Raw genomic sequence first — 26,954 nt, forward strand, 5'->3', positions numbered from 1 at the left:
GACGGGGACCGGTGCCGTTTCCGTGCCGTCCAGGAAGGCGACCATGCCCCTTCGCATCAACGTCCGGATGCTGCTCGCGGCGGGCCTCACCGTCCTGCTCACGGCGGGCTGCCTGCTGTTCGTCGCCGTCCGCGGCGCGGCGGCCGGTACGCCCGTCGACAAGAAACTGTCGTTCACCTGCCCGTTCCCGCTGATCGGGCTGCAGAAGCTCGACGTGAACATCAAGGCCGACTTCGAGGTCCCGGCGGCGCCCGGTGGCACGCTCACCACGTCCGGGCTGACCATCACCGTGACCGTGCCGGACAAGGCGGCGCGCGGGCTCAACCTCGTCGGCGCCACCACCATCGAGGGCACCGCGGCGGCCGGCGTGACCCTGGTCAACGGCGACGCGAACCCGCTTCCGGTCCGCCTTCCGCTCACCGTCGCCAAGACCGACATTCCGCCGTCCGGCACGTTCAGCCCGGTGGCGACCGGCCCCGTGCCCACCATCACGCTGGCGAAACCGGGCAAGACGACGCTGACCGTCGGCGACTTCACCACCCGTCTCACGCCGAAGAAGGCCGATGGCTCCTTCACCGGGCTCGGTTCCTTCACCTCGGACTGCACGCTCGACCCCGGCCAGGACCCGGTCCTGCTCGCCTTCGAACTCGGCGAGAAGCCCGCGGGACACCGGTTCGCGATCGCCGGGAAGACCGGGGTCAAGGCACTCGGTGCCGACGCGCCGCTGACCGGCACCTTCGAGCTGAGCCCGACCGCGGCGACGGTGTTCAGCGGCGGCCCGGTGTTCGAGAAGGCACACGCCGACTTCCGGCTGTTCGGCTTCCTTCCGGGCTCGGCCGATCTGCAGTTCGCCGCCGACGGGCCGCAAGGCGGCGACCTCACCGGGACCGGTTTCGTCGCGAGATCCCGGTTCACCACCGTCCTCCCGCTGGTGACGCTCGTCGGCATGCCGGTCAGCACCGGGCCGGGCTGCCGGACGTCGGCCCCGTCGACGGCGGAACTGCGTACCGGCGACGGTTTCACCATGGCGAAGGGCGGCTCGCTCAGCGGCACCTATTCGCTGGCGCCGCTGACCGGCTGCGGCGCCTTCACCTCTTACGTGAGCACTTTGGTCCAGGGAGACGGCAACACCTTCGAACTCGCGCTGACGCCGCGCTGATCACGCACCGGCAAAGTCGTCTATCCCCTGAAGGGATCCGTCACAGTGGTCTGACGCTTCTTGACTGTCCACCAGGGGCGCCTCTGGGGTGATCGTGCCCTGCTCGGGCGTTGCACGACCCCCCCCGCCAAACCGCGCATATAAGCGTAAAACGGACATCGGCCTGCCGGAGAGGCCTCGCGTACAGAGGTTTCGCGTGATCCGACGGACGACACGCGTGACTGGACGGACGACACACGCGTGGCCAAGGTTCGGCCGCGAGTCGTCCGTCCGATCACGCGTGTCGTCCCTTCAATCACGCGTGTCGTCCATCCCGACACATGTGTCGTCCATCCAGGCACGCGAAACCGTCGCCGGTGCACCGGCACCCGAGCACTCACGACCGGCTCCCCGGCACCTGTTTCCACCACCACCGCAGTAGTCGGGCCGATGGCGGCTCCGGTTCCCGGCGGCGGTAATCTCCCTCGCGACACGACCCGGCCACCTGTTCCGCCACCGAGGAACCGCTGGTGAATCCCGGGAGTGCCACGAAATGACGATTTCCGCGCCGGAGGCCGCCGTCCGCACGGTGGAACTGACCGTGTCGGGGATGACCTGCGCCGCTTGTTCGGCGCGGGTGGAACGCACGCTGAACAAACTGGACGGGGTCCGCGCGTCGGTGAACTACGCGACCGAGCGCGCCACCGTGCAGGTGCCCGAAGCGCTGGATGACGACGTCCTCATCGAGCGGGTCCGCAAATCCGGCTACACGGCGGAGCTCCGTGGCGAAGAGGATCCGGACCTCGGCTTCGCCCGCGTCCGGGATCTCCGTCGACGGCTGGTGGTCGCCGCGTTGCTGGCGATCCCGCTGGGCAACCTCTCGATCACCCTCGCGCTGGTGCCGCGGCTGCGGTTCCCCAGCTGGGAACTGCTGTGCCTCGCGTTGGCCATCCCCGTGGTGTTCTGGTCCGCGCTGCCGTTCCACCGTGCCACGCTGCGGAACCTTCGCCATCGTTCGTCCAGTATGGACACTTTGGTGTCACTGGGCGTGCTCTCGTCGTTCGCGTGGTCTGCGTGGTCCGCCTTCGCGGGCGGCACGGAGCCCGGGTATTGGATCGGCTTCGGCCCGACGGCGGCCGGTGCCGACGCGATCTACCTCGACGTCGCCGCCGGCGTGACCACCTTCCTGCTGGCAGGCAGGTACTTCGAGAGCCGGTCCAGGCGCAGCGCCGCCGGGCTACTGGCCGCGCTGGACGCCTTGGCGGCGAAGGACGTCCGGGTGCTGAGGGACGGCGCCGAGCGCATGGTCCCGGTCGGCGAATTGGCCGTCGGAGACCTGTTCGTGGTCAAGCCGGGGGAGTCGATCGCGGCCGACGGTGTCGTCCACAGCGGACTGTCCACTGTGGATGTGAGTGCGGTGACCGGTGAGCCGGTACCCGCGGAAGCCGCCACCGGAGACCGGGTCGTCGGCGCTTCGGTGAACCGGGACGGCAGGCTCGTCGTCCGCGCGACCGCGGTCGGCGCGCATACCCAGCTGGCCCAGATGACCGCGCTGGCCGAACGCGCGCAGGCCCGCAAGGCCGCGGTGCAACGGCTGGTCGACCGGATCTGCGCGGTGTTCGTTCCCGCCGTGCTCGGCGTGGCCGTGCTGACGCTCGCGGCCTGGCTGCTCGGCGGGGCACCCGCCCGTGAGGGTTTCGCGGCGGCCGTCGCCGTCCTCATCATCGCCTGCCCGTGCGCGCTCGGGCTGGCGACGCCGACCGCGCTGATGGCCGGGGTCGGCCGCGGCGCTCAGCTCGGCATCCTCATCAAGGGGCCGGACGCGCTCGAGGCGAGCCGCACGGTGGACACCGTCGTACTCGACAAGACCGGCACCGTCACCACCGGGAAGATGACCGTCACCGCGTGCCGTCCCGCCGACGGGTTCACCCTCGGCGAGTTGCTGCGGTTCGCCGGTGCCGTGGAAGCCGGTTCGGAGCACGCGATCGCGGCGGCCGTGGTGGCCGCGGCGAGGGCGGAACTGCCGGATCTGCCCTCGGTCGAAAAGTTCGGCGCTCTGCCAGGACTCGGCGCGAAGGGCGAGGTCGAGGGGCACGAGGTCCTTGTCGGCAACGCGCGTTTGTTCGCCGGACGCGGGATCGCCGTCCCCGGCGACTTCACGGCGGAGGACGGCGCCACGGCGATCCTCGTCGCGGTGGACGGCCGGGTCGCCGGGCAGCTGGCCATCCGGGACGTCGTGAAGCCGTCGGCACGAGCCGCCGTCGACGCCCTGCACGCGCTCGGCCTGCGGACCGTGCTCCTGACCGGTGACAACGAAGCCGCCGCCCGCGTGGTCGCGGACGAGATCGGCGTCTCCGAAGTGCGTGCCGGCGTGCTGCCCGCGGAGAAGGCCGCGGTCATCGACGAACTACGGGCCGGGGGAGCGCGGGTCGCGATGGTCGGCGACGGGATCAACGACGGCCCGGCACTGGCCACCGCGGATCTCGGCATGGCGATGGCACAGGGCAGTGACATCGCGGTGCGCTCGGCCGACATGGTCTTGGTCCGCGAAGACCTGCGCGTGGTCCCCGACGCCATCCGGCTCGCCGACCGCACCCTGCGGATCATCCGGGGCAACCTGGCCTGGGCGTTCGGGTACAACGTCGCCGCGATCCCGCTGGCCGCGCTCGGCCTGCTGAACCCGCTGATCGCCGGGGCGGCGATGTCGCTGTCCTCGGTGCTCGTCGTGTCCAACAGCCTCCGGCTCAAGGACTTCGGCCGGGCGGACCGACGCGCCGCGTGACACTTGCGGGTGGTTTTGTACCATCGCCCCTCGGGACAAGGGGGGCCTTCGTGAAGCCGTTGAACACCGGCGAACCCACCGGCGTGGGGCGCTACCGGGTGTTCGCCGCGCTCGGTGAGGGCGGGATGGGGCGGGTGCTGCTCGGGATCTCCGCCGACGGGCGCCTGGTCGCGATCAAGCAGGTCCACCCGGGTTTCGCGCACGACCCCGGCTTCCGCGAGCGGTTCCGCCGGGAGGTCGAAACCTCCCGTCTGGTGTCCGGCGCGTACACCGCGCCGGTCATGGACGCCGACCCGAACGCGCCGACCCCGTGGCTGGCGTCGGTGTTCGTGCCCGGACCGGCGCTGTCGGACGCGGTCTCCGCCGGCGGTCCGCTGCCGCCGATGGCCGTCCGTCATCTCGCCGCCGGGCTCGCGCTGGCGCTGGGCGACATCCACCGTGCCGGACTGATCCACCGCGACCTGAAACCCAGCAACGTCATCCTCACCGGTGACGGCCCCCGGGTGATCGACTTCGGGATCGCGCGCGCCGTCGAAGGCGACTCCGAACTCACGCACACCGGCGCGGTCATCGGTTCGCCCGGGTTCATGTCCCCGGAACAGGCCGAAGGGAAGCCGCTGACCCCGGCGAGCGACATGTTCTCGTTCGGTGCGCTGCTGGTGATGGCCGCGACCGGACGCGGCCCCTTCACCGGAACGTCCACTCCGCACACCTTGTACAACGTCGTGCACCTCCAGCCCGACCTACGGCAACTGGCGCCGGAACTGCGGCAGATCGTCGAGCCGTGCCTGGCGAAGAACCCGGCGGACCGGCCGTCACCCGCCTGGGTGCTGGAGCGGCTCGGCCCGATCCCGCCGGTGACCAGCCCGTGGCCGCCGGCGGTGTCGCATCTCATCGAGACGCAGCAGGCCGAGGTCCGGCGGCTGCTGAACCCACCGCCGCCGAAACGATCCCGCCGCGGCCGGTACGCGGGACTGGCCGCGGCCGCCGTCGTGCTGCTGGCCGGCGGCACCGTCGCGGCGATCTCGCTGTCCGGGGACGACTCGCCTCCGGCCGCCATCGCGCCGAGTTCGTCACCGCAGCCGGACGAACCGGTCGCCACCCCGGTCAACCGGGATCCGCTCGGCCCGGACAACCTGCGCCGGGTCGACCTGTGCAAGGTGCTCGCGGGCCGGGACGTGCCCGGGTTCGGCAAGCTGAGCACGGAGATCGACATCCAGTTCGACTCGTGCACGTATTCCTCGCCCGACGGCAAATGGCTGGAGCTGGCCGTCGGCGGCGACCTGATCGAAGGCGAAGCAGGCGGCGAGCTTGAAGGGCTTCCGCTGCGTATCAAGGGCTCCGACGACGCGTGCGCGGTCGCCGTCCCGGTCACCGGTCTGCCGAACACCAAACTCAGCGTCGACGTCAACTCGATGTCCACAAAGGATGAAGCGTGTTCCGTGGTGAAGGCCGCGCTCGCCGACGCGGTCAAGCGGATCCGCGCCGGAGGCCAGGAACGGGAGCTCCCGCCGGGCACACTGGCTCCGCTGGACCCGTGCGCGCTGCTCGGCCCCGCGACCACGGACCGGCTGATCGGCCCGGTCGTCGAAACGATCCGCGAACACCTGCACCAATGCCGGTACGACGCGGCGGGCAACGTCCGCCTGAGCTTCGTGCGCGCGTACCCGCCCGCGCAATCGAAGGACTCGTACTACACGGCGACCGCCACCCTGGATCTCGGCGGTGCCAAGGTGTACCTGGCCAAGGTGGACGACGGCATCGCGCGCTCCACCTGCTCGCTGACCTGGCAGCACCGGTCCGTCAGCGACCGCGACGGGGAGAACGTCGAGCTGACGGTCGGGACCAGTGGTACGAAGATGACCGCCGACGAAGCCTGCGAAAAGGCGAAGGGTTTCGCCGGGGCGCTGCTGCCGAAACTTCCGAAACCCTAGGGCTGACCAGTGAAACCGTTGAACCCCGGCGAACCCCGGCAGATCGGCCCGTACCGGATCATCGCCGAACTCGGTGAAGGCGGGATGGGCCGCGTCGTGCTCGGCCTCGCTCCGGACGGCAGGCTCGTCGCCGTCAAACAGCTGCACGCCCAGTTCGCGCACGATCCACGCTTCCGTGAACGGTTCCGGCGCGAGGTCGCCACGTCGCGGCTGGTCTCCGGCGCCTACACGGCCGCCGTCATGGACGCCGACGCGGAAGCGGAAACCCCGTGGCTCGCTTCGGTCTTCGTCACCGGACCGTCCTTGAAGGAGGCCGTGGACGGTGCCGGGCCGCTGCCCGTCGAGTCGGTGCGGCTGCTGGCGTCCGGGCTCGCCGCGGCGCTGACCGAGATCCATCGTGCCGGGCTGATCCACCGGGATCTGAAGCCCAGCAACATCATCCTGACGAGTGACGGCCCCAGGGTGATCGACTTCGGCATCGCGCAGGTGGCCGAGGACGCGCAGGATCTCACCGGGACCGGCGCGATCATCGGGTCGCCCGCGTTCATGTCCCCGGAACAGGCGGGCAGCGGGCAGATCACCGGGGCGAGCGACGTGTTCTCCCTCGGCGCGATCCTGGTCATGGCCGCGACCGGCCGCGGCCCCTTCACCGGCCCGACCGCGCCGCAGACCCTGTATAACGTCGTGCACGCCGCGGCGGATTTCAGCGCGGTTCCGGACGAGATCCGGCGGATCGCCGAGCCCTGTCTGGCCAAGGATCCCGCGCGACGGCCGACTCCGGAACAGATCCTGGACTTCCTCGGTCCCGTGCCGCCGGGCGCGGCGCCGTGGCCGCCCGCCGTGCACGCCCGGATCCGGCACCAGGACGCGGAAGTCCGCTCGGTGCTGGCCCTGCCGCTGCCGATCTGGCGCCCGCCTCCGAAGAAGATGGCGCCACGCACGAAGAAGATCCTGTTCGGCTCGCTCGCCGCGGTCGTCCTGCTCGTCGTTTCGGGGATGGTCGCGCTCGGCCTCACCATCGCCGAGCACGCCAAACCTGAGAGCCCTGGGACGACCTCGCTGTCGGCGAGCGAGGCGCTCGGCGCGGAGCGCCTGCGCCTGGTGGATCCGTGCAAGGTGCTCGCGGGCCGGTTCGTGCCGGAGTTCGGCACCCTGAAACCGGAGACGGGCCCGATCTACCCGGCTCGCTGCAAGTACACCGGTCTCAAGGGCGTCAGCTTCGAGTTGCGGCTTGGCGAAGGCGTGTCCACCAGCAGTCTCGAACGGACCGACCGCACGGCCGAAGGACTTCCGTTGCTGCGCAGCACGATCAGCGGCGGATGCGACTCGGTCGCCCAGTTGCCGGCGGACCGGCGGCTCGGCGTCGTCGTCTCCCATCCGGGCCGGGAAGGCGACCCCTGCAAGGCCGCCGACGACATGCTGACCGCCGCGCTCACCCGGCTGCGCACGCACGAGGTCGACCGCGCGGGTGAACCGGCGAGCCTCCTCCCGCTCGACCCGTGCACGATCGCCGATCCGGCGGTGCTCGACAAGACCATGCCCAACGCTCAGTCCGCCCCGCGGACGTTGCGGATCTGCGAGTGGCTGGGCGGCGGGGACACGCTGACCGTCGAATTGCAGCGAGGTTCCTACGCGCCGGAGGGTTCGCCGGTCGACCTCGGCAGCGGTGTCACCGGCGACATGCGCGAGTTCGGTGACTCGAACTGCGCCGTCACCTGGCAGCATCGCCCGCTGCCGGACCGTGAAGCCGAACACGTCGCCGTCCGGCTGCTGGGGCGCGAGGGCAGCGGAAGCCCGTGCGGCCGGGCGAAGGAGATCGCGGGCTCGATCGCCTCGCGGCTGCCGAAACCTTGAGCTTCGCGGATAGGGGAACCCCTGTGACGGCCCGGAAACGGGGTCCGCTAAGCTATCGTCAGTACGAACGAAACACCACGCGCGTTTAGCTCAGCGGGAGAGCGCTTCCCTGACACGGAAGAGGTCACTGGTTCAATCCCAGTATCGCGCACCAGGTTCACTTCCCCGGTGAGCCGAAGTTCGTACCGCGGGCGATTAGCTCAGGGGGAGAGCGCTTCGTTCACACCGAAGAGGTCACTGGTTCGATCCCAGTATCGCCCACCGCAGTGAAGGCCCCACCCGGCGAGGGTGGGGCCTTTTTGCGTCTCGTGAGTGGTTGGACAGCTGCGCGTGAAGGCCCCCTTCCCTCGGCTCAGCCGAGGGAAGGGGGCCTTCACGCGCAATGGGCCTGGAGTGCGCGACGGGATCCGCAACCCCTTCCTCAAGCGGGCAACGAGGCCGGAAGCCGCAGTGCCTCGATCATCGGCGTCAGCGTGTCCATGGTCGCGGCGAGGTCGGCCTTCGGGTCGGGGGAGTGGGCGAGCCAGACGGCGGCCTCGTTCATCGCGCCGGAAAGCAGGCGTACCAACGGTTCGACGGGCCGCTCAGCCAGGACGCCTCCGGTCATCAGTTCGGTCAGGGCTTCGGCGAGGTGGCGGGCGGACGACTCCTCGTCCAGCTCGCGCCAGTCCTGCCAGCCGACCACGGAAGGACCGTCGAGCAGCATGATCTGCTGGGTGTCCGGATCGGTCGCCGCGGTGAGGAACGCGCGGCAGCCGGCGAGCAGCCCGGCCCACGAATCCGGCGCGGCGTCCGCGGCCCGCGCGATCTGCTCGCCGACGTCGTGCTGCACGACGCCGAGCACGTGCCGGAACAGCTCCGCCTTGCTGCTGAAGTGGTGGTAGAGCGCGCCTTTGCTCACACCCGCGGTCTGCGCGATGGTCTCCAGCCCGACCTTGCCGTAGCCGTGCTCGGCGAACAGCCGCCGGGCGGTGGCGGTCAACGCCTCCATCGTCTCTTCGCGTTGCTGCTGCTTCGTGCGGGCCATGATCGGAATCTTGACATACCGACCGTCGGTTGGCTAACTTCGAAGAAACAAACCGACGGTCGGTATTGTTCACGAACAAGGTGGCCTCATGCGTCTGACCAGCTTCTACCCCGTTCTCATGACCGAGAAGATCGCCGAGACACGGGACTTCTACTGCCGCCACTTCGGCTTCGAGCCCACGTTCGAAGCCGACTGGTACGTCAGCCTCAAACGCGGCGCATGGGAGCTGGCGATCCTCGCTCCCGGGCACGACACCATTCCCGCCGGAGCGGGCGAACCCGTGCAGGGACTGTTGCTGAACTTCGAGGTCGAAGACGTGGACACCGAGCACCGGCGGCTGGTCGTGGAGGCAGGCCTTCCCGAGGCGCTTTCCCTGCGCAGCGAGGAGTTCGGGCAGCGGCACTTCATCGTCGCCGACCCCAACGGCGTGCTGATCGACGTGATCCAGGAGATCCCGCCGACCGGCGAGTTCGCCGGGCAGTTCACCGACGAGGCGCGCCCGCGCTGACGGCGACGGCCACCACGAACAGTCCACAAGCGACAGCCGCCGACAGTTGCAGTCCTGTGGTGCAGGCGGCCTTCGCGGCATCGAGCAATTCGTCGGCTAATTGCGAGGAGAGGCCCGACGCGGCTGTCTCTGCCTGAGCCGGTCCCGACAGCGCGAGCAACCGTGCCGGTTCCGGCACGCCGGACGGGACGGCCAAGTGTCCCGCGTACACCGCGGCGGCCAGGGAACCGAACACCGTCGTCCCGAAACCGGCGCCTAGTTCGTAGCCCGTCTTCTCGACCGCGGCGGCGCCGCCCGCCTGGTCCGCCGAGGTCGCCGAGAGCAGGGTGTCGGTGCTCGACGTGAGCGCGAGCGCCATCCCCAGGCCCAGCCCGGTCAGCCCGGCGCCCAGCAGTACCGGCGACGTCAGCGCGGCCGGCCCCGCCGCCGGGACCAGCAACGACACCGCCGCCACGATGAACCCGGCCGTGCGGACCCGGGCGTTGCCGAAGCGTCCCAGCAGCGACGGGGTCACGACACTGCCGACCGCCGAAGCGCCCAGCACCAGGAGCAACCGGCCCGCCGCCGCGGTGGGCGAAAGCCCGAGCACCACCTGCAGATACTGGGCGAACAGCAGGCCCAGCCCGACGAGCGTGCTCATCACCAGCAGCACCCCGCCCACCGCGGCCCGCACGCCCGGCCGCCGGAAGAGGGTGAGGTCCAGCAAGGGCGGATCGGTCCGGCGCTGGCGGCGCAGGAACAGTCCGATGAGGACACAGCCGGTGACGCCGGAGGCGACGGCGGTGGGCCACGCGCCCGGATGCCCGACGGCGAACGCGATCCCGAGGACACCGCCCGCGGCGAGGGCGGCGCCGAGCGCGTCCCAGGAGCCCCGGCCCGGTGGATTCCGGGGGAGCCAGCGCAGCGCCAGCACGACCGCGGCCAGGATCACCGGCGGATTCAGCAGGAACGTCGCCCGCCAGCCCCACGCCTCGACGAGCACTCCGCCGAGGATCGGCCCGAACACCGACCCGGTGCCCGCGATACCGCTGCACACCGCGATCGCCGTGCGGCGATGCCGCTGCTCCGGGAACAGTTCGCGGAGCAGCGACATCGTCACCGGCATGATCATCGCGCCGCCACAGCCGAGCAACGCGCGGAACGCCAGCAGTACCGGGACGTTCGGCGCGAACGCGCAGCCGAGCGACGCGATCCCGAACACGACGTACCCGGCGACCAGCACGCGACGCCGCCCGTACCGGTCACCGAGGGTGCCGAACGGCAGCAGGAGCGGCGCGGCGGTCAGCGGGTAGATCGCCACGATCCACACCTGAGCCGACGCGCCGGGCCGCAACTGCCGGACGAGGTCGGGCAACGCGACGTGCAGCACGGTCGCGTCGACCGCCACGAGGAAGAGCCCGGCGCCGAGTACCGCCAGCAGCGGCCAGGCGCGGTCGACCGCTCGCTCGGCCCGGGCCGTGGTCACAGGAGTCCCGTCAGATGCCTCGCCACGACATCGACGCAGGGCGGGTCGACCACCGACAGGTGATGCGCCTCGACCGGCACGATCTCCAGTCCCGGGCACAGCTCCGCCCAGCCCGCCGCCAGATCCGTGCGCGAGTACCGGGGTTCCATCGCCAGCCCGGCCGCGTACTGTTCGGTCGCCCGGTAGAGCACGACCCGTCCGTCGTAACGGCGGGGCGTACCGCGTTCGGCCGCCAGCGTGTCCAAAAAGGACTGACGCTGGTGCCGGAGCACGCCGGGGCTGAGCAAGCCGGCCTCGGCGACGCGCCGCATGGTGAGCTCGATCTGCTGCTCTTCGGGCAGCGGAGCCAGCTCCTCGTGGCCGAGTCGCACTTCGCGGCCGTAGGTGCCCTCGACATAGCCGGTGAACCGCAGGAACCGCCGGGCGGACGACGCCCTCGGGTCGAGGTCCGGCTCCGGGAGTGGGAGCATGGTGTCGATCAGCGCGACGAACTCGACCTCTTCCCCTTCTTCGGCGAGCCGCGCGGCGACGCCGTAGGCCAGCGCCCCGCCGAACGACCAGCCCGCCAGCCGGTACGGCCGGCCGCGACGCTGTTCCCGTACCAGCGGCAGCAACCGCTCGACACGGTCCTCGATGCTGACGCCGGGAACGCGTTCGAATCCGACACACGGCACCGAGGTGGGCAGCCGGTCCAGCAGCGGCCGGTACACGGTGCAGGTGCTGCCGCCGGGATGGAACAGCAGCAAAGGCGCGACTCCCGCTTCACCGGGAGCGAGAACGTGCACCGGACCCCGCTCCTCCCGCGTGTCGAGGACGGCGCGGGCGACGTCGGCGATGGCGGCGAGTGAGTCGTGCCGCCGGAGTTCGGCGGCGGTGACCGGCGTGTCGAGTTCGGTGCTGAGCCCTTCGGCGAGCAGTTCGGCCAGCCGGTCGGGGGTGCCGGTCTCGGTCAGCCGAACCTGCGTGCCGGTCGCCTCGGTCCCGGTGTGCTCCTGCCACAGCCGCAGGACGAGGCGATCCGCCGCGTCCCAGGCCCGGCCCCGGGACGGTAGCGGTTCTTCGTTCTCCCGGGGTGCGAGATCGCGGCTGAGATCGGCGAGGGTGGCGCCGCGGAGCACGCTGACCGCGTCGGGTTCCGTACCGAACTCCCGGCGGACGCTTTCCTTGATCCGGTTCGCCATCAGGGAATCGAGCCCGAGTTCCACCAGCGGGACGTCGGCGTCGAGGCGATCGGGACGCAGCCCCATGACGGCGGCGACGATCTCCGTCAGCCGGTCGCCTCCGGCGGTCCGCACCGGTTCGGGCTCCGGCGCGCGTGCCGCGAACGACGGCGGTTCTTCGGTGGTGCTGTACCAGTGACGTTCGTGCCGCCACGGCATCGGCGGGACGTCGACCAGCCGGGCACCGTCGTCGGGATCGGCTGTCGTGATCCGGGTGCCCGCGCAGTACAACTCGGCCGCGGCGGCGCCCAGCGTGCGGACCTCGTCCTGGCCTCGGCGCAGGGTTCCGGTGACGAGGGCGTCGTGGACGCCCTCGGCTTCGAGCGTCCTCGCCACCGAGCCCCGCAGGATCGGATGCGGCGACACCTCGAGGAAGACGCGGTGCCCGTCCGCGGCGGCGGCCGCCACGGCCTGGCGGAACCGCACCGGACGGCGCAGATGCGCGGCCCAGTACCCGTTGTCGAAGTCCGGCAGTTCCCGCGGATCGGCCAGAACGGTGTCGTACCAAGGCACCGTCGGGCGGCGGCCGCCCAGTTCGACGAGCGCCTCCCGGAGCGCGGGCAACACCGGGTCGACGCGGGCGGAATGCCCGGCGACCTCGACCGGCAGCCGTCGCGCGGTCAGGCCGGCGGCTTCGAGTTCCGCGACGAGCAGGTCGAGCACGGTCGCGTCCCCGGCCACGGTCAGCTGCCCCGGCGCGGATTCGACGGCGAGTTCGATGTCGGGATACAGCTCCAGCTCCTCGGGCGCCAATTCGACCGCCGCCATCGCGCCACCAGGGCCGAGCGTGCCCAGGAGCCGGGCGCGGGTCGCGACCAGATGGACGGCCTCGTCGGGGGTGAGCACGCCGCTCACCACGGCGGCGGCCGCGGAGCCGAGCGAGTGCCCGACGACGGCCGAGGGCCGGACCCCGAGCGCTTCCCACTGGGCGGCCAGCGCGACCTGTGTCCCGAAGATGGCCGTCTGGGTTTCGGGCAGGGACAGGGGATCCGTGCTGGTGAGGAGTGCGCGCAGCGAGCGGCCGGTGTGCTCGGTGAACAGGTCGTGCAGCTTGTCGACCTGCGCGGCGAACGCGGGTTCGGCGCGCAGCAGCCCCTGTCCCATACCCGGCCACTGTGAGCCGTGACCGGAGAACACGAAGACCGGGCCGTCGGTGCTCCCGGCGGTGCCGGTGACGGCGCCCGCGGGCAGCGGATCGGCGCCGGAACCGACGGCGCGCAGCAGGGCCGCCAGTTCGGCGGTGTCGCCCGCCACGACGGCGGCACGGTGCGGTCCGCCGTTGTCACGCCGGGACAGAGTGTGGGTGACGTCGGCGAGGGAAAGCGACGACGTGGAGTCCAGCCAGTCCGCCAGCTGCGTCGCCCGTTCGGTGAGGCGGTCGCGGGTGCGGGCGGACAGCAGCCCGATCCGGACGTCGGCGCGATCCGGCGCCGGTTCCAGCGCCGGCGCCTGTTCGAGCACGACGTGCGCGTTGGTGCCGCCGAAGCCGAACGCCGACACTCCCGCCGTGGCGCGGCCGGAGTGGCGTGGCCACGGCGTCGGCTCGGTGACCACCTTCAGGCGGAGGTCGTCGAACGGGATGTGCGGGTTGGGAGCGGTGAAGTGCAGCTGTGGTGGCAGTTCGTCCCTGGTCATCGCGAGGACGACCTTGATCAGCCCGGCGATCCCCGCGGCCGCCTCCGCGTGCGCGATGTTCGTCTTCACCGAGCCGATCAGCAGCGGGGCGTCGGCCGGGCGGTCCTTGCCGAGCACGGCGCCGAGCGAGCGGGCCTCGATCGGGTCGCCGAGCAACGTGCCGGTGCCGTGCGCCTCGACGTAGTCCACAGTGGACGGATCCAGCCGGGCGCCGTGGTACGCCGTGCGCAGCATGTCCTGCTGGGCGATCGGATTCGGGGCCGCCATGCCCTGTGACCGGCCGTCGGAATTGACGGCGGTGGAGCGGATCACCGCCAGCACCCGGTCGCCGTCGTACTCGGCGTCCGCCAGCCGCTTGAGCACGACGACGCCGCAGCCTTCGGCACGCGCGATACCGTCGGCCTCCGCGGCGAACGTCTTGCACCGCCCGTCCCCGGCCAGCAGGCCGGCGGCGGCGAACGCGGCGGTCGGACCGGGCAGCAGCATGAGGTTCACCCCGCCGGCCAAGGCCAGATCCGCCTCGCCGTCGCGCAGCGCGCGTACCGCGTGGTGCACCGCGACCAGCGACGAGGAGCAGGCGGTGTCCACCGCCATGCTCGGACCGCGGAGGTCGTAGACGTAGGAGAGCCGGTTGGCCGCGATGCTCCCGGCCGCACCGGTGGCGGTCCAGAGATCGACACCACCGCGCGACATCGTGAGATGCCCGTAGTCGTGGGTCGAGATCCCGGTGAACACGCCGGTCCGGCTTCCGCGCAGGGAGGCCGGGGCGATCCCGGCGTGTTCGAGCGCGGCCCAGGCGACCTCCAGCAGCATCCGCTGTTGCGGGTCCATCGTGGACGCCTCGCGCGGGGTGATGCCGAAGTGGTCGGCGTCGAAACCGGCCACGTCGTCGAGGAAACCGCCGACGATCGGGGCCGCGTCGGCGTCCCAGCGGCCGGGTGGCGCGGTCCGGACGGCGTCTCGTCCGCTGCGCAGCAGATCCCAGAACTCGTCGATGCCGTCCGCGCCCGGCCAGCGGCAGCCGAGGCCCACGACGGCGATCGGGTCGGTCCGGCGGCGGTCGGTGCCCGTCTGCTCCGGTTCGGGGTCCGTGCCGCCGGTGAGCGAGCGGGCCAGGTGATCGATGGTCGGGCTTTCCCACAGCAGCGTGGCCGGAAGCGGGGTGCCGAGCAGTTCTTCGAGGTCGGCGGCGATGCCGACGGCCTGGCGGGAGGACAGGCCGTAGTCGCTGAGCGGGCGGTCGGCTTCGAGCCGGGCCACGTCGACGCCGGTGTGCCCGGCGACGGTGTCGAGCAGCCAGCGGCGCAGTGCCGGGGTGTCGAACGTCGGGTTTCTCATCGCACCAAGGCCTTTCCGTAATCGCCGGCGAGGTAGCGGTCGCGGCAGGCACTCCGCGCGATCTTGCCGCTGGAGGTCCGCGGGACCAGTCCCGCCGGGACGAGCACGACGTCACGCAGGGCGAGGCCGTGCGCGTCGGAAACCAGCCGCCGGATCGACACGGCGAGGGCGCGTTCGTCCTCCGTGTTCAGCGCGCTGTGGCCGCGGTGCTCGGCGACGACCACCGCGGCTTCGGTGTCGGTGCCCTCGATGGCGAACGCGGCGACACTGCCGGGGCGGATGTCGCGGTCGGCCGAGGCCGCGGTCGCTTCGACGTCCTGCGGGTAGTGGTTGCGGCCGTCGACGATGAGCAGATCCTTGATCCGTCCCGCGATGTAGACCTCGCCTTCGTGGCGGACGCCGAGGTCGCCGGTGCGCAGCCAAGGACCCACCGGCAGATCCCCGTGGTCGCCGGTCAACCGGGCGCCGAAGGTTTCGGTGCTCTCCAACGGTTTCTGCCAGTAGCCGGTGCCGACGTTGGGGCCGTGGACCCAGATCTCGCCGACCGCGCCGTCTTCGAGCGCGACGCCGGTTTCCGGGTCGACCAGCGCGACGTGCTGGCCCACCGGGACACCGCAGGCGACGAGCCGGAGCCCGTCGTCCGCCTGCCGTGCCGTTCCCGCGCCCAGCGCGACGCGGTCGAACGTGGTGATCCGCGGGGGGACGCCGGGGCCGGTGGTGACGAAGACGGTCGCCTCGGCCAGCCCGTACGCGGGCCGCGTCTTGTCCGGGGTGTACCCGGATCCGGCGAAGGTGTCATGGAACCGGTCGAGCACTCCGGGGTTGATCGGCTCGGCGCCGTTGACGATCGCGGCGACGCGGTCGAGGCGGAGCTTGGCGCGGTCCTCCTCGCGCACCCGGCTCGCGGCGTAGTGGAACGCGAAGTTCGGGGCGGCGCTCCAGCTCGCGTTGTGGTCGCCGAGCAACTCCAGCCAGCGCACCGGGCGCTCGATGAAGGCCAGCGGGTCCATCAGCACCGACCGCATGCCCATGGCCAGCGGCGTGATCAGGCCGAGGACGAGACCCATGTCGTGGAACAGCGGCAGCCACGACACCGTGGTCCCGGCCGGGTCGATCCCGAGTCCGCGCACCGCCTGGCTGACGTTGGCGAGCACGTTCGCGTGGGTCAGCACCACTCCCGCCGGACTGCGGGTCGAACCGGACGTGTACTGCAGGTACGCCACGTCGTCCGGCGCCGGGGCCGGGGCGGGCCAGGCGCGGCCGGGCCCAGGGGCAGGCTTGTCGGCCGCGACGACGGCGACGTCTTCGCCGCTGGGAAGGCCCACCAGGAACTCGCGGACCGCGTCCACGGACGCGGACGTGGTGACCACCGCGGTGGGGGAGCAGTCGGTCAGCACCGCGGCGAGCCGTCCGGCGTGCCCGGGCAGCCCGGGGTCGAACAGCGGCACGGCTATCGCGCCCGCGGCGATCGCGCCGAGGAAGGCGACGACGTACTCGGCGCTCTGCGGGCACAGCACCGCCACCCGGTCACCGGGCCCGACGGGCAAGGCCGCCGCGACGGCGTCGACGCGCTCTTGGAGCTGCTTCCAGCTCAACGTCTTCCGGCGTCCGGCGCGGTCGGTCGCGAAGTCGGCGAAGGTCAGCGCGGGCCGGTCGCCGTCGGTGTCCGCCCAATGCCGGAGGCAGGCGGGGAGGGTGGGGCCGGCCGTGGCGGGCAGGTTTTCGGGGGCCAGGGACATGGCGTCTCCTCGGGGTTCGGCGGGGGTGGTGCGGGAATCAGCGGCCGAGCGGACCGGCGGCGTGCCGCCAGGCGTCGACCGCGAGGGCGTCGAGATCGAGGCCGGTCGTTCCGGCGTCACGAAGCACGACCAATACGTCGTCGGCGGCGATGGCGACGGTGCGCAGACGCAGTCCCGGCAGCTCGGGGGGCTGTCCGGGTAGCGTCAGGAGTTGTTGGTAGGAAAGGGTTTTCGCCCCGGGAACGGCGGGAGCGGGGTGGACGGTGACGGTCGACACCGCGGTACCGGCCGCGTCGTCGACCGTCACCTTCGAGCACCGCCCGGCCTGACCGGCCCATGCCGCCAGATCGGGTGGGTTCGTCGTACGCGCGACGAGTTCGGAGACCTGGCCACCGGGTACGGCGGACTGGAAGCCCTGACCGGTGGCGCCGGCGCCGATCAGCCTGCCGTGAACGACGTCCTCGCATCCTCCGACGTCGACCCTGCCGCTCCGCCCGCGGTCCGAGGTGGACAGTGCCGAGGCCACGTCGAAACCGTCACGCGCGGAAGCGCCCGGGACGGTTTCCGGCGGCAGCAGGGCGGCGGGCGGAACGGTGGGGGAAGGCGGAGCCGGCGCCGCCTGAATCGATTCTCCGGATGCGCCGGAAATGGTCGCCAAGGCGACGGCCGACAAGACGAGCGCGCGAATTCGGGCAGCCATGAATAGCCCTTTCGGAAGGGTCCTGATGGGGTCTGGTCCCTTCGGTGGGACACGGGGGCGCCGGGTCGCGTGAGGGGACGCCGAACCCGGGCGGCACGTCGAAGGCTACGACGGGAAATCGAATACCGGTAGGTGTCAAGAGAACGTAAATGTCCTTCGTGTACAGGGTGTGACCTGCGGATTTCGGGATTCTCGCTGGTATGCGAGCCCGGTCTGGTACTCCCGTGCCACAGTTCTTCACTGTCCGTGAGCGACGGGTCACCCTGATGGGGGATGTGCGGGCATTTCTTGTTTCCCTGGCATTCACATTGTCCTCCCGGATTGTGGGCAGGACAATTGCCTGGAAGGGGTCCGTCCGCTTAACGTGTCGCCACCTTCGATTTCTTTCTCGGGTAATCGCCGTCACATTTTCGAATTCGATCGAACGACCGGGACAAAGGATTACGTATGCGCACTACTTCGAGGCGGCTGCGGGCCGTCGCGTCGCTGGCGGTCGCGGCGTGCTTGCTGCCGAGCGTCACCGCGGCACCGGCGCGGGCCGAGAGCGGGATCCCGGACGCCCGTGCCGACGACGGCTCGCACGTCGTCGCCCAGACCACTGTGGACGGTGACCCGCGGATGCTGGATCTCACCGTGCGCTCGGTCGGCGTCGGGAGCTACGCGATGGTCCGGCTGATCCTGCCGTCGCGGTGGGAAGCCGAACCGGAGCGGAAGTGGCCGGCGGTGTATCTGCTCGCCGGGGAGACCCGCCTGCAGGACTACCGCGGCTGGACCGCCAATACCGACATCCGGAAACTCGCCGACGACGCCGGCGCGCTGGTGGTGATGCCGGGCTCCGGTTCCGCCGGGTTCTTTTCCGACTGGTGGAATTACGGCAAGGACGTGGTGCTCAATCAGTGGGAGACGTTCACCGCGGTCGAGATCCCGCAGCTGATCGACCGCGGCTATCGCGGGGACGGGCGACGGGTCGCGGCGGGGCTCTCGCTCGGCGGATACGGCGCGGTGGAACTGGCCGCCCGGCGGCCGGGGGTGTTTCGCTTCGCCGGGTCGTTCAGTGGCAATCTCAATCCCACCGGCCCGTACGGCGAGCTGCTGACCAGCGCGATCGTCGCCTCGGCCCGGCAGGATCCCGAAGCGCTCTGGGGCGACCGGCGACGCGAGTCGTCCCGCTGGGACGCGCACGATCCGCTGGTGAACGCCGACCGCCTTCGCGGCACCGAGCTGTACCTGTCCACGGGCAACGGCCTGCCGGGGCCGTTCGACGGGAAACTCCCGATCGACGTGCTGCCCGGCGCGATGCTGCTCGAATTCCTGTGCTCCGGCCAGACCACCGCGATGGCGGACCGGCTGAACCGGCTCGGCGTCCCGGTCATGACGGACTTCTACGGGCCGGGCACGCACCACTGGGCGTACTGGCAGGACCAGCTGCACAAGACCTGGCCGAGGATGCTGCGGGCGCTTTCCGCGCCGGTGAAGGCGGGGGAGGCGTCGTGACCCGTCCGTCCTTTGTGGTCACCGGAGCGTCGAGCGGGATCGGCCGGGCGTGTGTGACCGAACTCGTCCGGCGGGGCGCCCACGTCTGGGCCAGTGTGCGGACCGACACGGACGAAACGGAACTCGCCCGTGTGCACGGCGAGGCCGTCACCGTACTGCGGATGGATCTCCGCGATCCGGAGTCGATCGCGGCGTGCGGTGAGAAGGTCGCGGCGGCGGGTCCGCTCCGCGGTCTGGTGAACAACGCGGGGATGGCAAGGCCGGGACCGCTGGAACACGTCCCGCTCGAAGACTTCCGGCAGCAGCTGGAGGTCAACGTCACCGGTCAGCTGGCCGTCACGCAGGCGATGCTGCCCGCGCTGCGCGCCGCGTCCGCCGCCAGGGTGGTGACGGTCGGGTCGATGGGCGGGCGGATCGCCGGGCCGATGGTCGGGCCGTATCACACGTCGAAGTTCGCCCTGGTCGGTTTGACCGACAGCCTGCGCGCCGAACTGGCCCCGTCCGGGATCGGCGTCGTCCTCGTCGAGCCCGGGGCCGTCGCCACGGCGATCTGGCCTCGCGCCCGCGCCGCCGCCGAAGAAGTGCGTGCCGCCCTGCCGGAAGCCGCGCGGGAAAGGTATGCGGCGCAACTGGACGAGGCCGAACGCAGTGCGGAGCGGTCCGCGCGGAACGGTGTGCCGCCCGAGCGGGCGGCGCGGGTCGTCGTCCACGCGCTGACCGCCCGGCGGGTCGCGCCGCGGTATTTGGTCGGCAGGGACGCGCAGATCGCGGCGGTGCTGGCGAAGCTGCCGTTCCGCCTCCGCTATCGGTTGACGGCGGCGAAGCGATGACCCGGCTCGTCGTGATCGTCGCTCCGGGTTCCCGCGGAGACGTCCAGCCGTGCATCGCCTTGGGGCGTGGTCTCGACGGCGACCGGGTGCGGGTGCTGGCGGCCGAGCGGTTCCGCACCCTGGTGACCGGGCACGGCCTGGACTTCGCACCGCTCTCCGCCGACCCGAGCGAGATCCTCGGTTCGGACGGGGGACGCGAATGGACAGAGGGACGCACGCCCGCGGCTTTCCTGCGCGGGCTGCGCGGTGCGCTGGCTCCGGTGATGGAACGTCTGCTCGCCGATGTCCGCGAGGGAGCGGCCGGGGCCGATCTCGTTCTCGCCCCGACGCTCGGATTCCTCGGCGCCCACCTGGGTGCCTCGCTCGGCGTCCCCGACGTCGAACTGCACTACCAGCCCAGCGTGCCGACGAGGGCGTTCGCGCATCCACTGGTGCCTTGGGCCGGCAAGACCGGGCCGTGTGGCAGGCGGCTGAGTTTCCACGCTGTCGACACCGTCGCGTGGCAGGTGCTGAGGCCGGAGGTGGACCGGTGGCGCGAGCGGTCGCTGGGCTTGTCCGCGGCCGGTCTCCGCGGGCCCCGGCGCTCGGAAACCCCGGTGTTGTGCGGTTTTTCCGACGCGGTCGTGCCGCGGCCGAAGGATTGGCCCGCGAGGGTGCACGTCACGGGGTACTGGTTTCTCGAGGCGCCCGCCGCTTGGCGGCCGGACGCGCGCCTGCGGGATTTCCTCGCGTCCGGGCCGCCTCCGGTGTACGTCGGTTTCGGCAGCATGCGGCCGTCGGAGGCGGAGCGGATTTTCGCCGCGGTCCGCACGGCGTTGCGCCGCGCGGGGCTGCGCGGCCTGCTCGGTACCGACGCCGCGTCCGACGACGATGACCTGCTGACGATCGGCGACGTCCCGCACGCGTGGCTGTTCCCGCGCACGGCGGCGGTGGTGCACCACGGAGGAGCGGGCACGACCGCGGCCGCGTTGCGCGCGGGTGTCCCGTCGCTGGTCTGCCCGGTCTTCTCCGACCAGCCCTACTGGGGAGACCGGGTGTTCCGGCTCGGTGCCGGGCCGCGACCATTGCCGCTCCGGGATCTCACCGCGGAGTCGATGACCGCGCGGCTGCTGGAACTGTCCGGCAACCTGCTGTTCCGCCGCGGCGCTCAGTACGTCGCCGGACGGCTGCGGGAGGAGGACGGGGTGGCGCGGGCGCGGGAGGTCCTGCGGAAACTCGGCTAGCGTTGCTCCGCGAGGTGCGCGGTGAGGCGGCTGAAGCAGGACTGCCAGCCTTCATTGTGGCTGTCGCGTTCCGCCACGGTCTCGAAGATCGCTTGGTGGAACGACATCTCGGTTTTCCCGTCGAGGTCGGAGAGGGTGACCGTGACGAGGGTGTCGTGCCCGCGGGAGCCTTCCGGCTCTTCCCAAGCGAAGCTGAAGACGAGCCGCTCCGGCGGGACGATCTCGTGGTAGACGCCCGACGCCCAGAATTCCGTCTCGCCGTCGCTCATGCAGATGCGCCACTTGCCGCCCTCGGTGAGATTGACGGTGCAGGAAGTGGCCGTGAACCCGGTCGGGCCCCACCACTGAGCGAGGTGGTCCGGGTCGGTCCAGACCCGGAAGACGAGCTCGCGGGGAGCGTCGAGGAGGCGGGTGATCGTCAGGTCGGTCATCGAAGTCTCTTCCGCAGGGGCAATCAACCACAAGGTTAATCAACGTACTGGTTGAACTCTAGTGGTCGTGTCAAGTGATGAGGCGCGACTCGCGTGATCAGAGGCGTAACTCGCGTGCTTGGAGGCGTAACTCGCGTGGTGCCGTGTGTTATGCCTCCAAGCACGCGAGTTACGGCTCGAAGCACGCGAGTTACGGCTTGGCGCACGTCCGGAACTCGCCGCGAGGGTCGGTGCCGGTCAGTACGGTCGCACTCATGACTCTGCGCTCGGCACTCTGGCTGCCGATTTTCGACGAACTGGCCGATCCGGCGATCATCGCGCGTCTCGCCGCCGAAGCCGAGGAAGCGGGCTGGCACGGCCTGTTCGTGTGGGACCACGTCCGGTGGCATGAGCCGGTGCGGGCGATCGCCGATCCGTGGATCACTCTCGCCGCCGTCGCATCCGCCACCGAGAACCTCGCCATCGGCCCGATGGTCACGCCGCTGGCCAGGCGTCGTCCGGTCAAGCTGGCGCGCGAAACGGCCACCCTCGACCAGTTGAGCGGCGGAAGGCTGATCCTCGGCGCGGGGCTCGGCAGCGACCGCTTCGGCGGTGAGTTCTCGAAGACCGGCGACGAAGTGGACGATCGCAAACGCGGCGAGATGCTCGACGAGTCACTCGAGATCCTCACCGCCGCCTGGTCGGGGGAGCCCGTGCGGCACCACGGCTTGCACTACACGGTCGACGACGTCACCTTCCTGCCTCGTCCGGCGAGGCCGATCCCCGTGTGGCTGGCGGGCTTCCCCGGGAAGACGAAGCCGATGCGCAGGGCCGCGCGGTACGACGGGTTCTTCCCGGTGAACCTGCCGCACGCGGACGAGTTCGCCGAGGCGGTCGAGAAGATCACCGCGCTGCGCGAGGACGACGGGAAGCCGTACGACTTCGCCATCGGTGTCCCCGCGGGTACGGATCTCGCGCCCTATGAACGGGCGGGCGCGACCTGGTGGATGGCCGAATTCCCGTGGGACGACCTGTCCGTCGACGCGGTGCGCGGTGTGCTGCGGGAGGGCCCGGCTTGACCCACCCTTTAACTACTCTTTACCAAGTGCGATACTGGTCCGACGAGGGGAGTACTTCCCAAAGGTCTGCCCGGTCAATACGGACGCTCCGCTGGTGTCCCCGGGAGACCGCCCCGCAGGGGTGAAGGAGACCTCGAACTTCGAGTTCGAGGAGGCTTCATGCCCGAGTCCGTGGCAACCGTGGGATCGCCGGGGTTGTGGGCGATCAGCATCGCCGTCCTGCTCGCGCTGCTCGTCGCCGATTTCGTGGTGACCCGCCGTCCGCACGAGGTGTCGATGCGGGAGGCCGTCGGCTGGTCGGTCTTCTACCTCGCGCTCCCGGTCGTGTTCGGGTTCTGGCTGTGGCTCGAGTTCGGTGGCGGCCAGGCGCTCGAGTTCATGACGGGTTTCGTCGTCGAGAAGTCCCTGTCGGTCGACAACCTGTTCGTCTTCATGCTGCTGCTCGCCGCCTTCGCGGTCCCCGCGGCCGTACAGCAACGCGTGCTGCTGTACGGGATCGTGGGCGCGCTGGTGCTTCGCGGCGTGTTCATCGCGGCCGGCGCGGCGATGCTGTCGGCGGGCACCTGGGCGTTCCTCGTGTTCGGCGTGATCCTGCTCGTCTCGGCGATCAAGATCCTGCGGGAGGCCATGTCCGGCGGCAAGGACGAGCTGGATCTTTCGCAGCTGCGGTCGGTCCGGTTGCTGCGACGGCTGATGCCGGTCACCGACGACTATCGCGGCACCCGGCTCACCGTGCGTGAACACGGACGCCGCGCGCTCACCCCGCTGGCGGTCGTGGTCGTCGCGGTGTTCGCCACCGACGTGGTGTTCGCGGTCGATTCGGTGCCCGCGGTCTACGGCATCACCGAAGACCCGTACCTCGTGTTCGCCACCAACGCCTTCGCGCTGATGGGCTTGCGCGCCTTGTACTTCGTGCTCCACTCGGCACTCGCGAAACTGGTCCACCTGAACCACGGCCTCGCGATCATCCTCGCCTTCATCGGGGTGAAGCTGGTCCTGCACTGGGCCCACGGGGTCTGGCCGTCGGTACCGCAGGTCCCGACCCCGGCCTCGCTGGGCGTGATCGTCGCCGTCCTGGTCACGGTTTCGTTCACCAGCCTGTACGCGCGCCGCCGTGAAGCCGCCAGGACGGCACAGGAGTGAGCGATGATCACCACACTCGTCGTCGGTTTCCTGCTCGACCTGGCGGTCGCCGCCCTCTTCCTCGCCGCGCTGCTTCTGGTCTTCGCGGCGATGCGGCCACCGCGGCCGCCGCGCGGACCCTGACCGTGTGACAGCGGGCAGACCGGGTGTCCGGACCGGCGGCGGGTCCAGTACTGCCGGTAGGCTCGCGACGGTTGAGAAGACAGCCGTCTTCTGTTCGCGCGCCGGAAAGCCGGTGAGGAAGGTGGCTGTCCGTGTCCAACGCCGTGCGTCACGGCGAGCAGTCTCCGCCTCGTAGATCTTCCTCCCAGCCGACCCGGCTGCGTGTCCTGCTGATCGAGGACGACGACGGCGACGCGCTCCTGGTCGAAGAGATGCTCGCGGACGCCGCCGAAAGCCTGGAACAGGTCGTGCTCGACAGGGTGACCACGCTTCACCAGGCCCTCGCTCGCCGGATCACGGCCGATTGTGTGCTGCTGGACCTCCAGCTTCCCGACGCCACCGGTCTGACCGGTCTGACCAGGCTGAGGCAGCACGCGCCGTCGACCGCGGTGATCGTGCTGACCGGCCAGGAGGACGAGGCGACCGGGGTGGCGGCGCTGGGGGCCGGCGCCCAGGACTACCTGGTCAAACAGCATGTCGACGGCAGGCTCCTGGCACGGACGCTCCGGTATTCCTGGGAACGCAGCCGCGCCGAACGCATCGAGCAGCAACTGCTGCAGCATCAGTTGCTGGCCAGGGAGAACGCGCGTCTGGAGCGCGGCCTGCTGCCGACCCCGCTGCTGGCCGACCCCCGCCTCGGGCTCGCGGTGCGGTACCGGCCGGGGCGGAACGGAGCCTTGCTGGGCGGTGACTTCTACGACGCCGTCGAGCTCCCCGACGGCACGGTGCAACTGGTCATCGGGGACGTGTGCGGCCACGGTCCGGACGAGGCGGCGCTCGGTGTCGCGCTGCGGATCGCTTGGCGTTCGGTCGTGCTCGCCGGCCTGCCGATGGCGGAAACCCTGGCGATGGTGGAGAAAATGCTGGAGCACGAGGCCTTGGGCCCGTTGTTCGCCACCGTCTGCATGATCACGGTCGCCCCGGACCGCCGGTCGCTGAAGATGGCGCTGGCGGGTCATCCGCAGCCGCTCCTGATCGACGAGTCGGGCGGCAGGCTGCTGTCACGGGAGAAACTCGGCCCGCCGCTGGGCGTCGTGCCGGGGATCGGCTGGCAGGAGCTGACGGTGCCGATGGGGCCGCGATGGTCACTGCTGCTGTACACCGACGGTCTTTTCGAAGGGCGTGTGGAAGGCAGCCGGGAGCGGGTCGGGCTCGAACGGATGGCCGCCGCCGCCTTGAAGAGCCTGAAGGCCGAAGCCGGTTCCGACTCGGCTCTCGACCACCTGATCAGTGAGATGGACGTCCTGCACGGCGGGCCGTTGGACGACGACGTCGCGCTGGCGCTGCTCACGTTCGACTCCGGGGAGCCGCCTCGATGAAGTCCGTCTGGTCGATCAGCCGCTGGGCCGCCCTGTCCGGGGTGATCGCCGGCCTGCTGCTCGGCGGCGCGATCGCGGCCGGGTCGCTGGCCTTGACCAACCTCACCGAGTCACGCGCCAGACTGCTGGACGTCACCGGTCCCCAGGTGCTGCAGTCCGCCTCTCTCGCGACCGCGATGCTGAACCAGGAGACCGGTGTCCGTGGTTACATCCTGGCCGGGCGGAGCGAATTCCTGGAGCCGTACCGGGACGGGTTGCGGGCACAGGACGCGGCCGTCGCCGAGTTGCGCCGGCTCGGCGCCGTTCCGGGCACGGCGGCCGGTGACGATCTGGACCGGGTGCTGGGCGCCGCCACGACCTGGCGGACGACGATCATCGAACCCGTGCTCGCCGGTGCTCCGGCCACCGGCGCGCTGGTGGACGCGAGCAAACCGTTGTTCGACGAGGTCCGCGCTTCGCTGGGCGTCCTGCAGAACCGGCTGGAGGCCGAACGGCTGGACGCACGCGACGATCTGTCGTCCTCCGCCGATGTCCTGCGGGTGATGCTCATCGTGATCGCGGTCCTGCTCTGCGGCGCGTTGGCACTGGTTTTCCTGGTTCTGCACCGGAAACTGATCCGGCCGATCCGGCAACTGGCCGTCGAGGTCCGTGACGTCGCGCAGACCGACATCCACCGCGCGGTCCGGGGTTCCGGTCCGAAGGAGATGCGCGAACTCGCGTCCGATGTGGAGTCGCTGCGCTCGCGGATCCTCGACGAGGTCGCGGAACTGGAGCGGGCGCAAGAACTGATCGTGACCCGGACCCGCGAGCTGGAACGGTCGAATTCGGACCTGGAGCAGTTCGCCTACGTCGCCTCGCACGACCTCCAGGAGCCGCTGCGCAAGGTGGCGAGCTTCTGCCAGCTGCTCCAGAAGCGGTATCAGGGGAAACTGGACGAACGCGGGGACCAGTACATCGGCTTCGCCGTCGACGGCGCGAAACGGATGCAGGCGCTCATCAACGATCTGCTCGCCTTCTCGCGCGTCGGCCGCCGTCCGGGGGAGAACGTCCTCCTGGAGACCGGGGATCTGCTGGCCACCGCGCTGGGCAACCTCGAAGACGCGATCACCGAGTCCGGTGCCCGTGTCACCCACGGCGAACTTCCCGTCGTCCACGGGGAGAAAACCCTCCTGACAGCGGTCTTCCAGAACCTCGTCGGCAACGCGATCAAGTTCCGCGGGGAGAAGCCGCCGGAGGTCGAGGTCGCGGCGGAGCGTGACGGCGAGGACTGGCGATTCTCCGTCACCGACAACGGAATCGGCATCAACGACGAGTACGCCGAGCGGATCTTCGTGATCTTCCAGCGCTTGCACGGCCGCGGGGAGTACCCGGGCACGGGGATCGGTCTTGCCCTGTGCCGCAAGATCCTCGAACACCACGGCGGAAGGATCTGGCTGGACACCACCGTCCAGGCCGGGACCCGCTTCTGCTTCACCCTGCCCGCAGCCCAGCATGCCGACGAAGGAAACGAGCGACCATGACCGAGTCACTGGAACCGATCCACATCCTGCTGGTCGAGGACGACCCCGGTGACGTCCTCATGACGCAGGAGGCGTTCGAGCACCACAAGATCCGCAACACGCTTTCGGTCGTCTCCGACGGCGAGCAGGCACTGCAGTTCCTGCGCCGTGAGGCACCGTACGAGGACGCGCAACGGCCGGGGCTGATCCTGCTCGACCTCAATCTGCCCCGCAAGGACGGCCGTGAAGTGCTCAGCGAGGTCAAGGCGTCGCCGGAGTTGCGCACCATCCCGGTCGTCGTGCTCACCACGTCCGAGGCCGAAGAGGACATCCTCCGCAGCTACGACCTGCACGCCAACGCCTACGTCACGAAACCGGTGGACTTCGACCGGTTCATCGACGTGGTGCGCCAGATCGACAACTTCTTCGTCACCGTGGTGAAACTGCCGCGCTGA

General features: G+C 70.7%; 19 protein-coding genes and 2 tRNA genes. 15 read left to right on the plus strand and 6 right to left on the minus strand.

Features of this window, described 5'->3' with window-relative positions:
* The first annotated feature begins 43 nt into the window (after nt 1-43).
* From CVV72_RS04375 to CVV72_RS04400, 6 genes are all read left to right on the plus strand, one after another.
* On the plus strand, nt 44-1,159 hold the full coding sequence (locus tag CVV72_RS04375) for a DUF6801 domain-containing protein (RefSeq protein ID WP_219151146.1): 1,116 nt from the start codon (nt 44-46) through the stop codon (nt 1,157-1,159).
* Nucleotides 1,160-1,691: 532 nt separating this feature from the next.
* Nucleotides 1,692-3,920: a cation-translocating P-type ATPase gene (locus CVV72_RS04380; protein WP_219151147.1), complete on the plus strand. Its 2,229-nt coding sequence runs from the start codon at nt 1,692-1,694 to the stop codon at nt 3,918-3,920.
* Between the two features lie 50 nt (nt 3,921-3,970).
* Entirely contained in the window at nt 3,971-5,854 is a 1,884-nt protein-coding gene (locus CVV72_RS04385) for a serine/threonine-protein kinase (RefSeq protein WP_219151148.1), read from the plus strand.
* 9 nt (nt 5,855-5,863) lie between these two features.
* On the plus strand, nt 5,864-7,708 hold the full coding sequence (locus tag CVV72_RS04390) for a serine/threonine-protein kinase (RefSeq protein WP_219151149.1): 1,845 nt from the start codon (nt 5,864-5,866) through the stop codon (nt 7,706-7,708).
* A 79-nt stretch (nt 7,709-7,787) separates the two neighbouring features.
* A tRNA-Val gene (locus tag CVV72_RS04395) sits at nt 7,788-7,862 on the plus strand.
* 35 nt (nt 7,863-7,897) lie between these two features.
* Nucleotides 7,898-7,969: transfer RNA gene (locus CVV72_RS04400), tRNA-Val, on the plus strand.
* 160 nt (nt 7,970-8,129) lie between these two features.
* Here CVV72_RS04400 and CVV72_RS04405 read toward each other — a convergent pair.
* Nucleotides 8,130-8,735: a TetR/AcrR family transcriptional regulator gene (locus tag CVV72_RS04405; RefSeq protein WP_219151150.1), complete on the minus strand. Its 606-nt coding sequence runs from the start codon at nt 8,733-8,735 to the stop codon at nt 8,130-8,132.
* Between the two features lie 88 nt (nt 8,736-8,823).
* On the opposite strand from CVV72_RS04405, the gene CVV72_RS04410 reads away from it, so the two are divergent.
* A complete protein-coding gene (locus CVV72_RS04410) occupies nt 8,824-9,243 on the plus strand; it encodes a VOC family protein (RefSeq protein WP_219151151.1) in 420 nt (139 codons plus the stop codon).
* On the opposite strand, the gene CVV72_RS04415 is transcribed toward CVV72_RS04410, so the two are convergent.
* From CVV72_RS04415 to CVV72_RS04430, 4 genes are read right to left on the minus strand one after another with little or no spacing between them, the layout of a single operon-like run.
* A complete protein-coding gene (locus CVV72_RS04415) occupies nt 9,218-10,708 on the minus strand; it encodes an MFS transporter (RefSeq protein WP_219151152.1) in 1,491 nt (496 codons plus the stop codon). The two genes, CVV72_RS04410 and CVV72_RS04415, sit on opposite strands and share 26 nt — an antisense overlap.
* The gene (locus tag CVV72_RS04420) at nt 10,705-14,901 is read right to left on the minus strand and encodes a type I polyketide synthase (protein ID WP_219151153.1); all 4,197 of its coding nucleotides are present in this window, start codon (nt 14,899-14,901) and stop codon (nt 10,705-10,707) included. Before CVV72_RS04420 ends, CVV72_RS04415 begins: the two co-directional genes overlap by 4 nt.
* Nucleotides 14,898-16,640 (minus strand): fatty acyl-AMP ligase, encoded by a 1,743-nt coding sequence (locus CVV72_RS04425; protein ID WP_219151154.1) that lies wholly within the window; start codon nt 16,638-16,640, stop codon nt 14,898-14,900. Before CVV72_RS04425 ends, CVV72_RS04420 begins: the two co-directional genes overlap by 4 nt.
* A 37-nt stretch (nt 16,641-16,677) precedes the next feature.
* Nucleotides 16,678-17,340, minus strand: a complete 663-nt coding sequence (locus tag CVV72_RS04430) for a hypothetical protein (RefSeq protein WP_219151155.1) — start codon at nt 17,338-17,340, stop codon at nt 16,678-16,680.
* Between the two features lie 447 nt (nt 17,341-17,787).
* Here CVV72_RS04430 and CVV72_RS04435 point away from each other — a divergent pair, with 447 nt between their 5' ends.
* The 3 genes from CVV72_RS04435 to CVV72_RS04445 are packed head-to-tail and all read left to right on the plus strand — an operon-like array spanning nt 17,788 to nt 20,887.
* Nucleotides 17,788-18,834: an alpha/beta hydrolase family protein gene (locus CVV72_RS04435; RefSeq protein WP_219151156.1), complete on the plus strand. Its 1,047-nt coding sequence runs from the start codon at nt 17,788-17,790 to the stop codon at nt 18,832-18,834.
* On the plus strand, nt 18,831-19,664 hold the full coding sequence (locus CVV72_RS04440) for an SDR family oxidoreductase (protein ID WP_219151157.1): 834 nt from the start codon (nt 18,831-18,833) through the stop codon (nt 19,662-19,664). The genes CVV72_RS04435 and CVV72_RS04440 overlap by 4 nt, the downstream gene beginning before the upstream one ends.
* On the plus strand, nt 19,661-20,887 hold the full coding sequence (locus tag CVV72_RS04445; RefSeq protein ID WP_219151158.1) for a glycosyltransferase: 1,227 nt from the start codon (nt 19,661-19,663) through the stop codon (nt 20,885-20,887). Before CVV72_RS04440 ends, CVV72_RS04445 begins: the two co-directional genes overlap by 4 nt.
* Here CVV72_RS04445 and CVV72_RS04450 read toward each other — a convergent pair.
* A complete protein-coding gene (locus CVV72_RS04450) occupies nt 20,884-21,318 on the minus strand; it encodes an SRPBCC domain-containing protein (protein WP_219151159.1) in 435 nt (144 codons plus the stop codon). The genes CVV72_RS04445 and CVV72_RS04450 overlap by 4 nt on opposite strands.
* Before the next feature lie 254 nt (nt 21,319-21,572).
* On the opposite strand from CVV72_RS04450, the gene CVV72_RS04455 reads away from it, so the two are divergent.
* From CVV72_RS04455 to CVV72_RS04475, 5 genes are all read left to right on the plus strand, one after another.
* The gene (locus tag CVV72_RS04455; RefSeq protein WP_219151160.1) at nt 21,573-22,376 is read left to right on the plus strand and encodes an LLM class flavin-dependent oxidoreductase; all 804 of its coding nucleotides are present in this window, start codon (nt 21,573-21,575) and stop codon (nt 22,374-22,376) included.
* 159 nt (nt 22,377-22,535) lie between these two features.
* Nucleotides 22,536-23,519, plus strand: coding sequence for a TerC/Alx family metal homeostasis membrane protein (locus tag CVV72_RS04460; RefSeq protein WP_219151161.1), 984 nt, complete (start codon nt 22,536-22,538; stop codon nt 23,517-23,519).
* A 254-nt stretch (nt 23,520-23,773) separates the two neighbouring features.
* Nucleotides 23,774-25,000, plus strand: coding sequence for a PP2C family protein-serine/threonine phosphatase (locus CVV72_RS04465; protein WP_219151162.1), 1,227 nt, complete (start codon nt 23,774-23,776; stop codon nt 24,998-25,000).
* Entirely contained in the window at nt 24,997-26,520 is a 1,524-nt protein-coding gene (locus CVV72_RS04470; RefSeq protein WP_219151163.1) for an ATP-binding protein, read from the plus strand. Before CVV72_RS04465 ends, CVV72_RS04470 begins: the two co-directional genes overlap by 4 nt.
* Nucleotides 26,517-26,954 carry a response regulator gene (locus CVV72_RS04475; protein ID WP_126734288.1) on the plus strand — a complete coding sequence of 146 codons (438 nt, stop codon included), beginning with the start codon at nt 26,517-26,519 and terminating at the stop codon, nt 26,952-26,954. Before CVV72_RS04470 ends, CVV72_RS04475 begins: the two co-directional genes overlap by 4 nt.

This window comes from Amycolatopsis sp. TNS106 (genome assembly GCF_019330265.1).
Classification (GTDB): Bacteria; Actinomycetota; Actinomycetes; order Mycobacteriales; family Pseudonocardiaceae; genus Amycolatopsis; species Amycolatopsis lurida.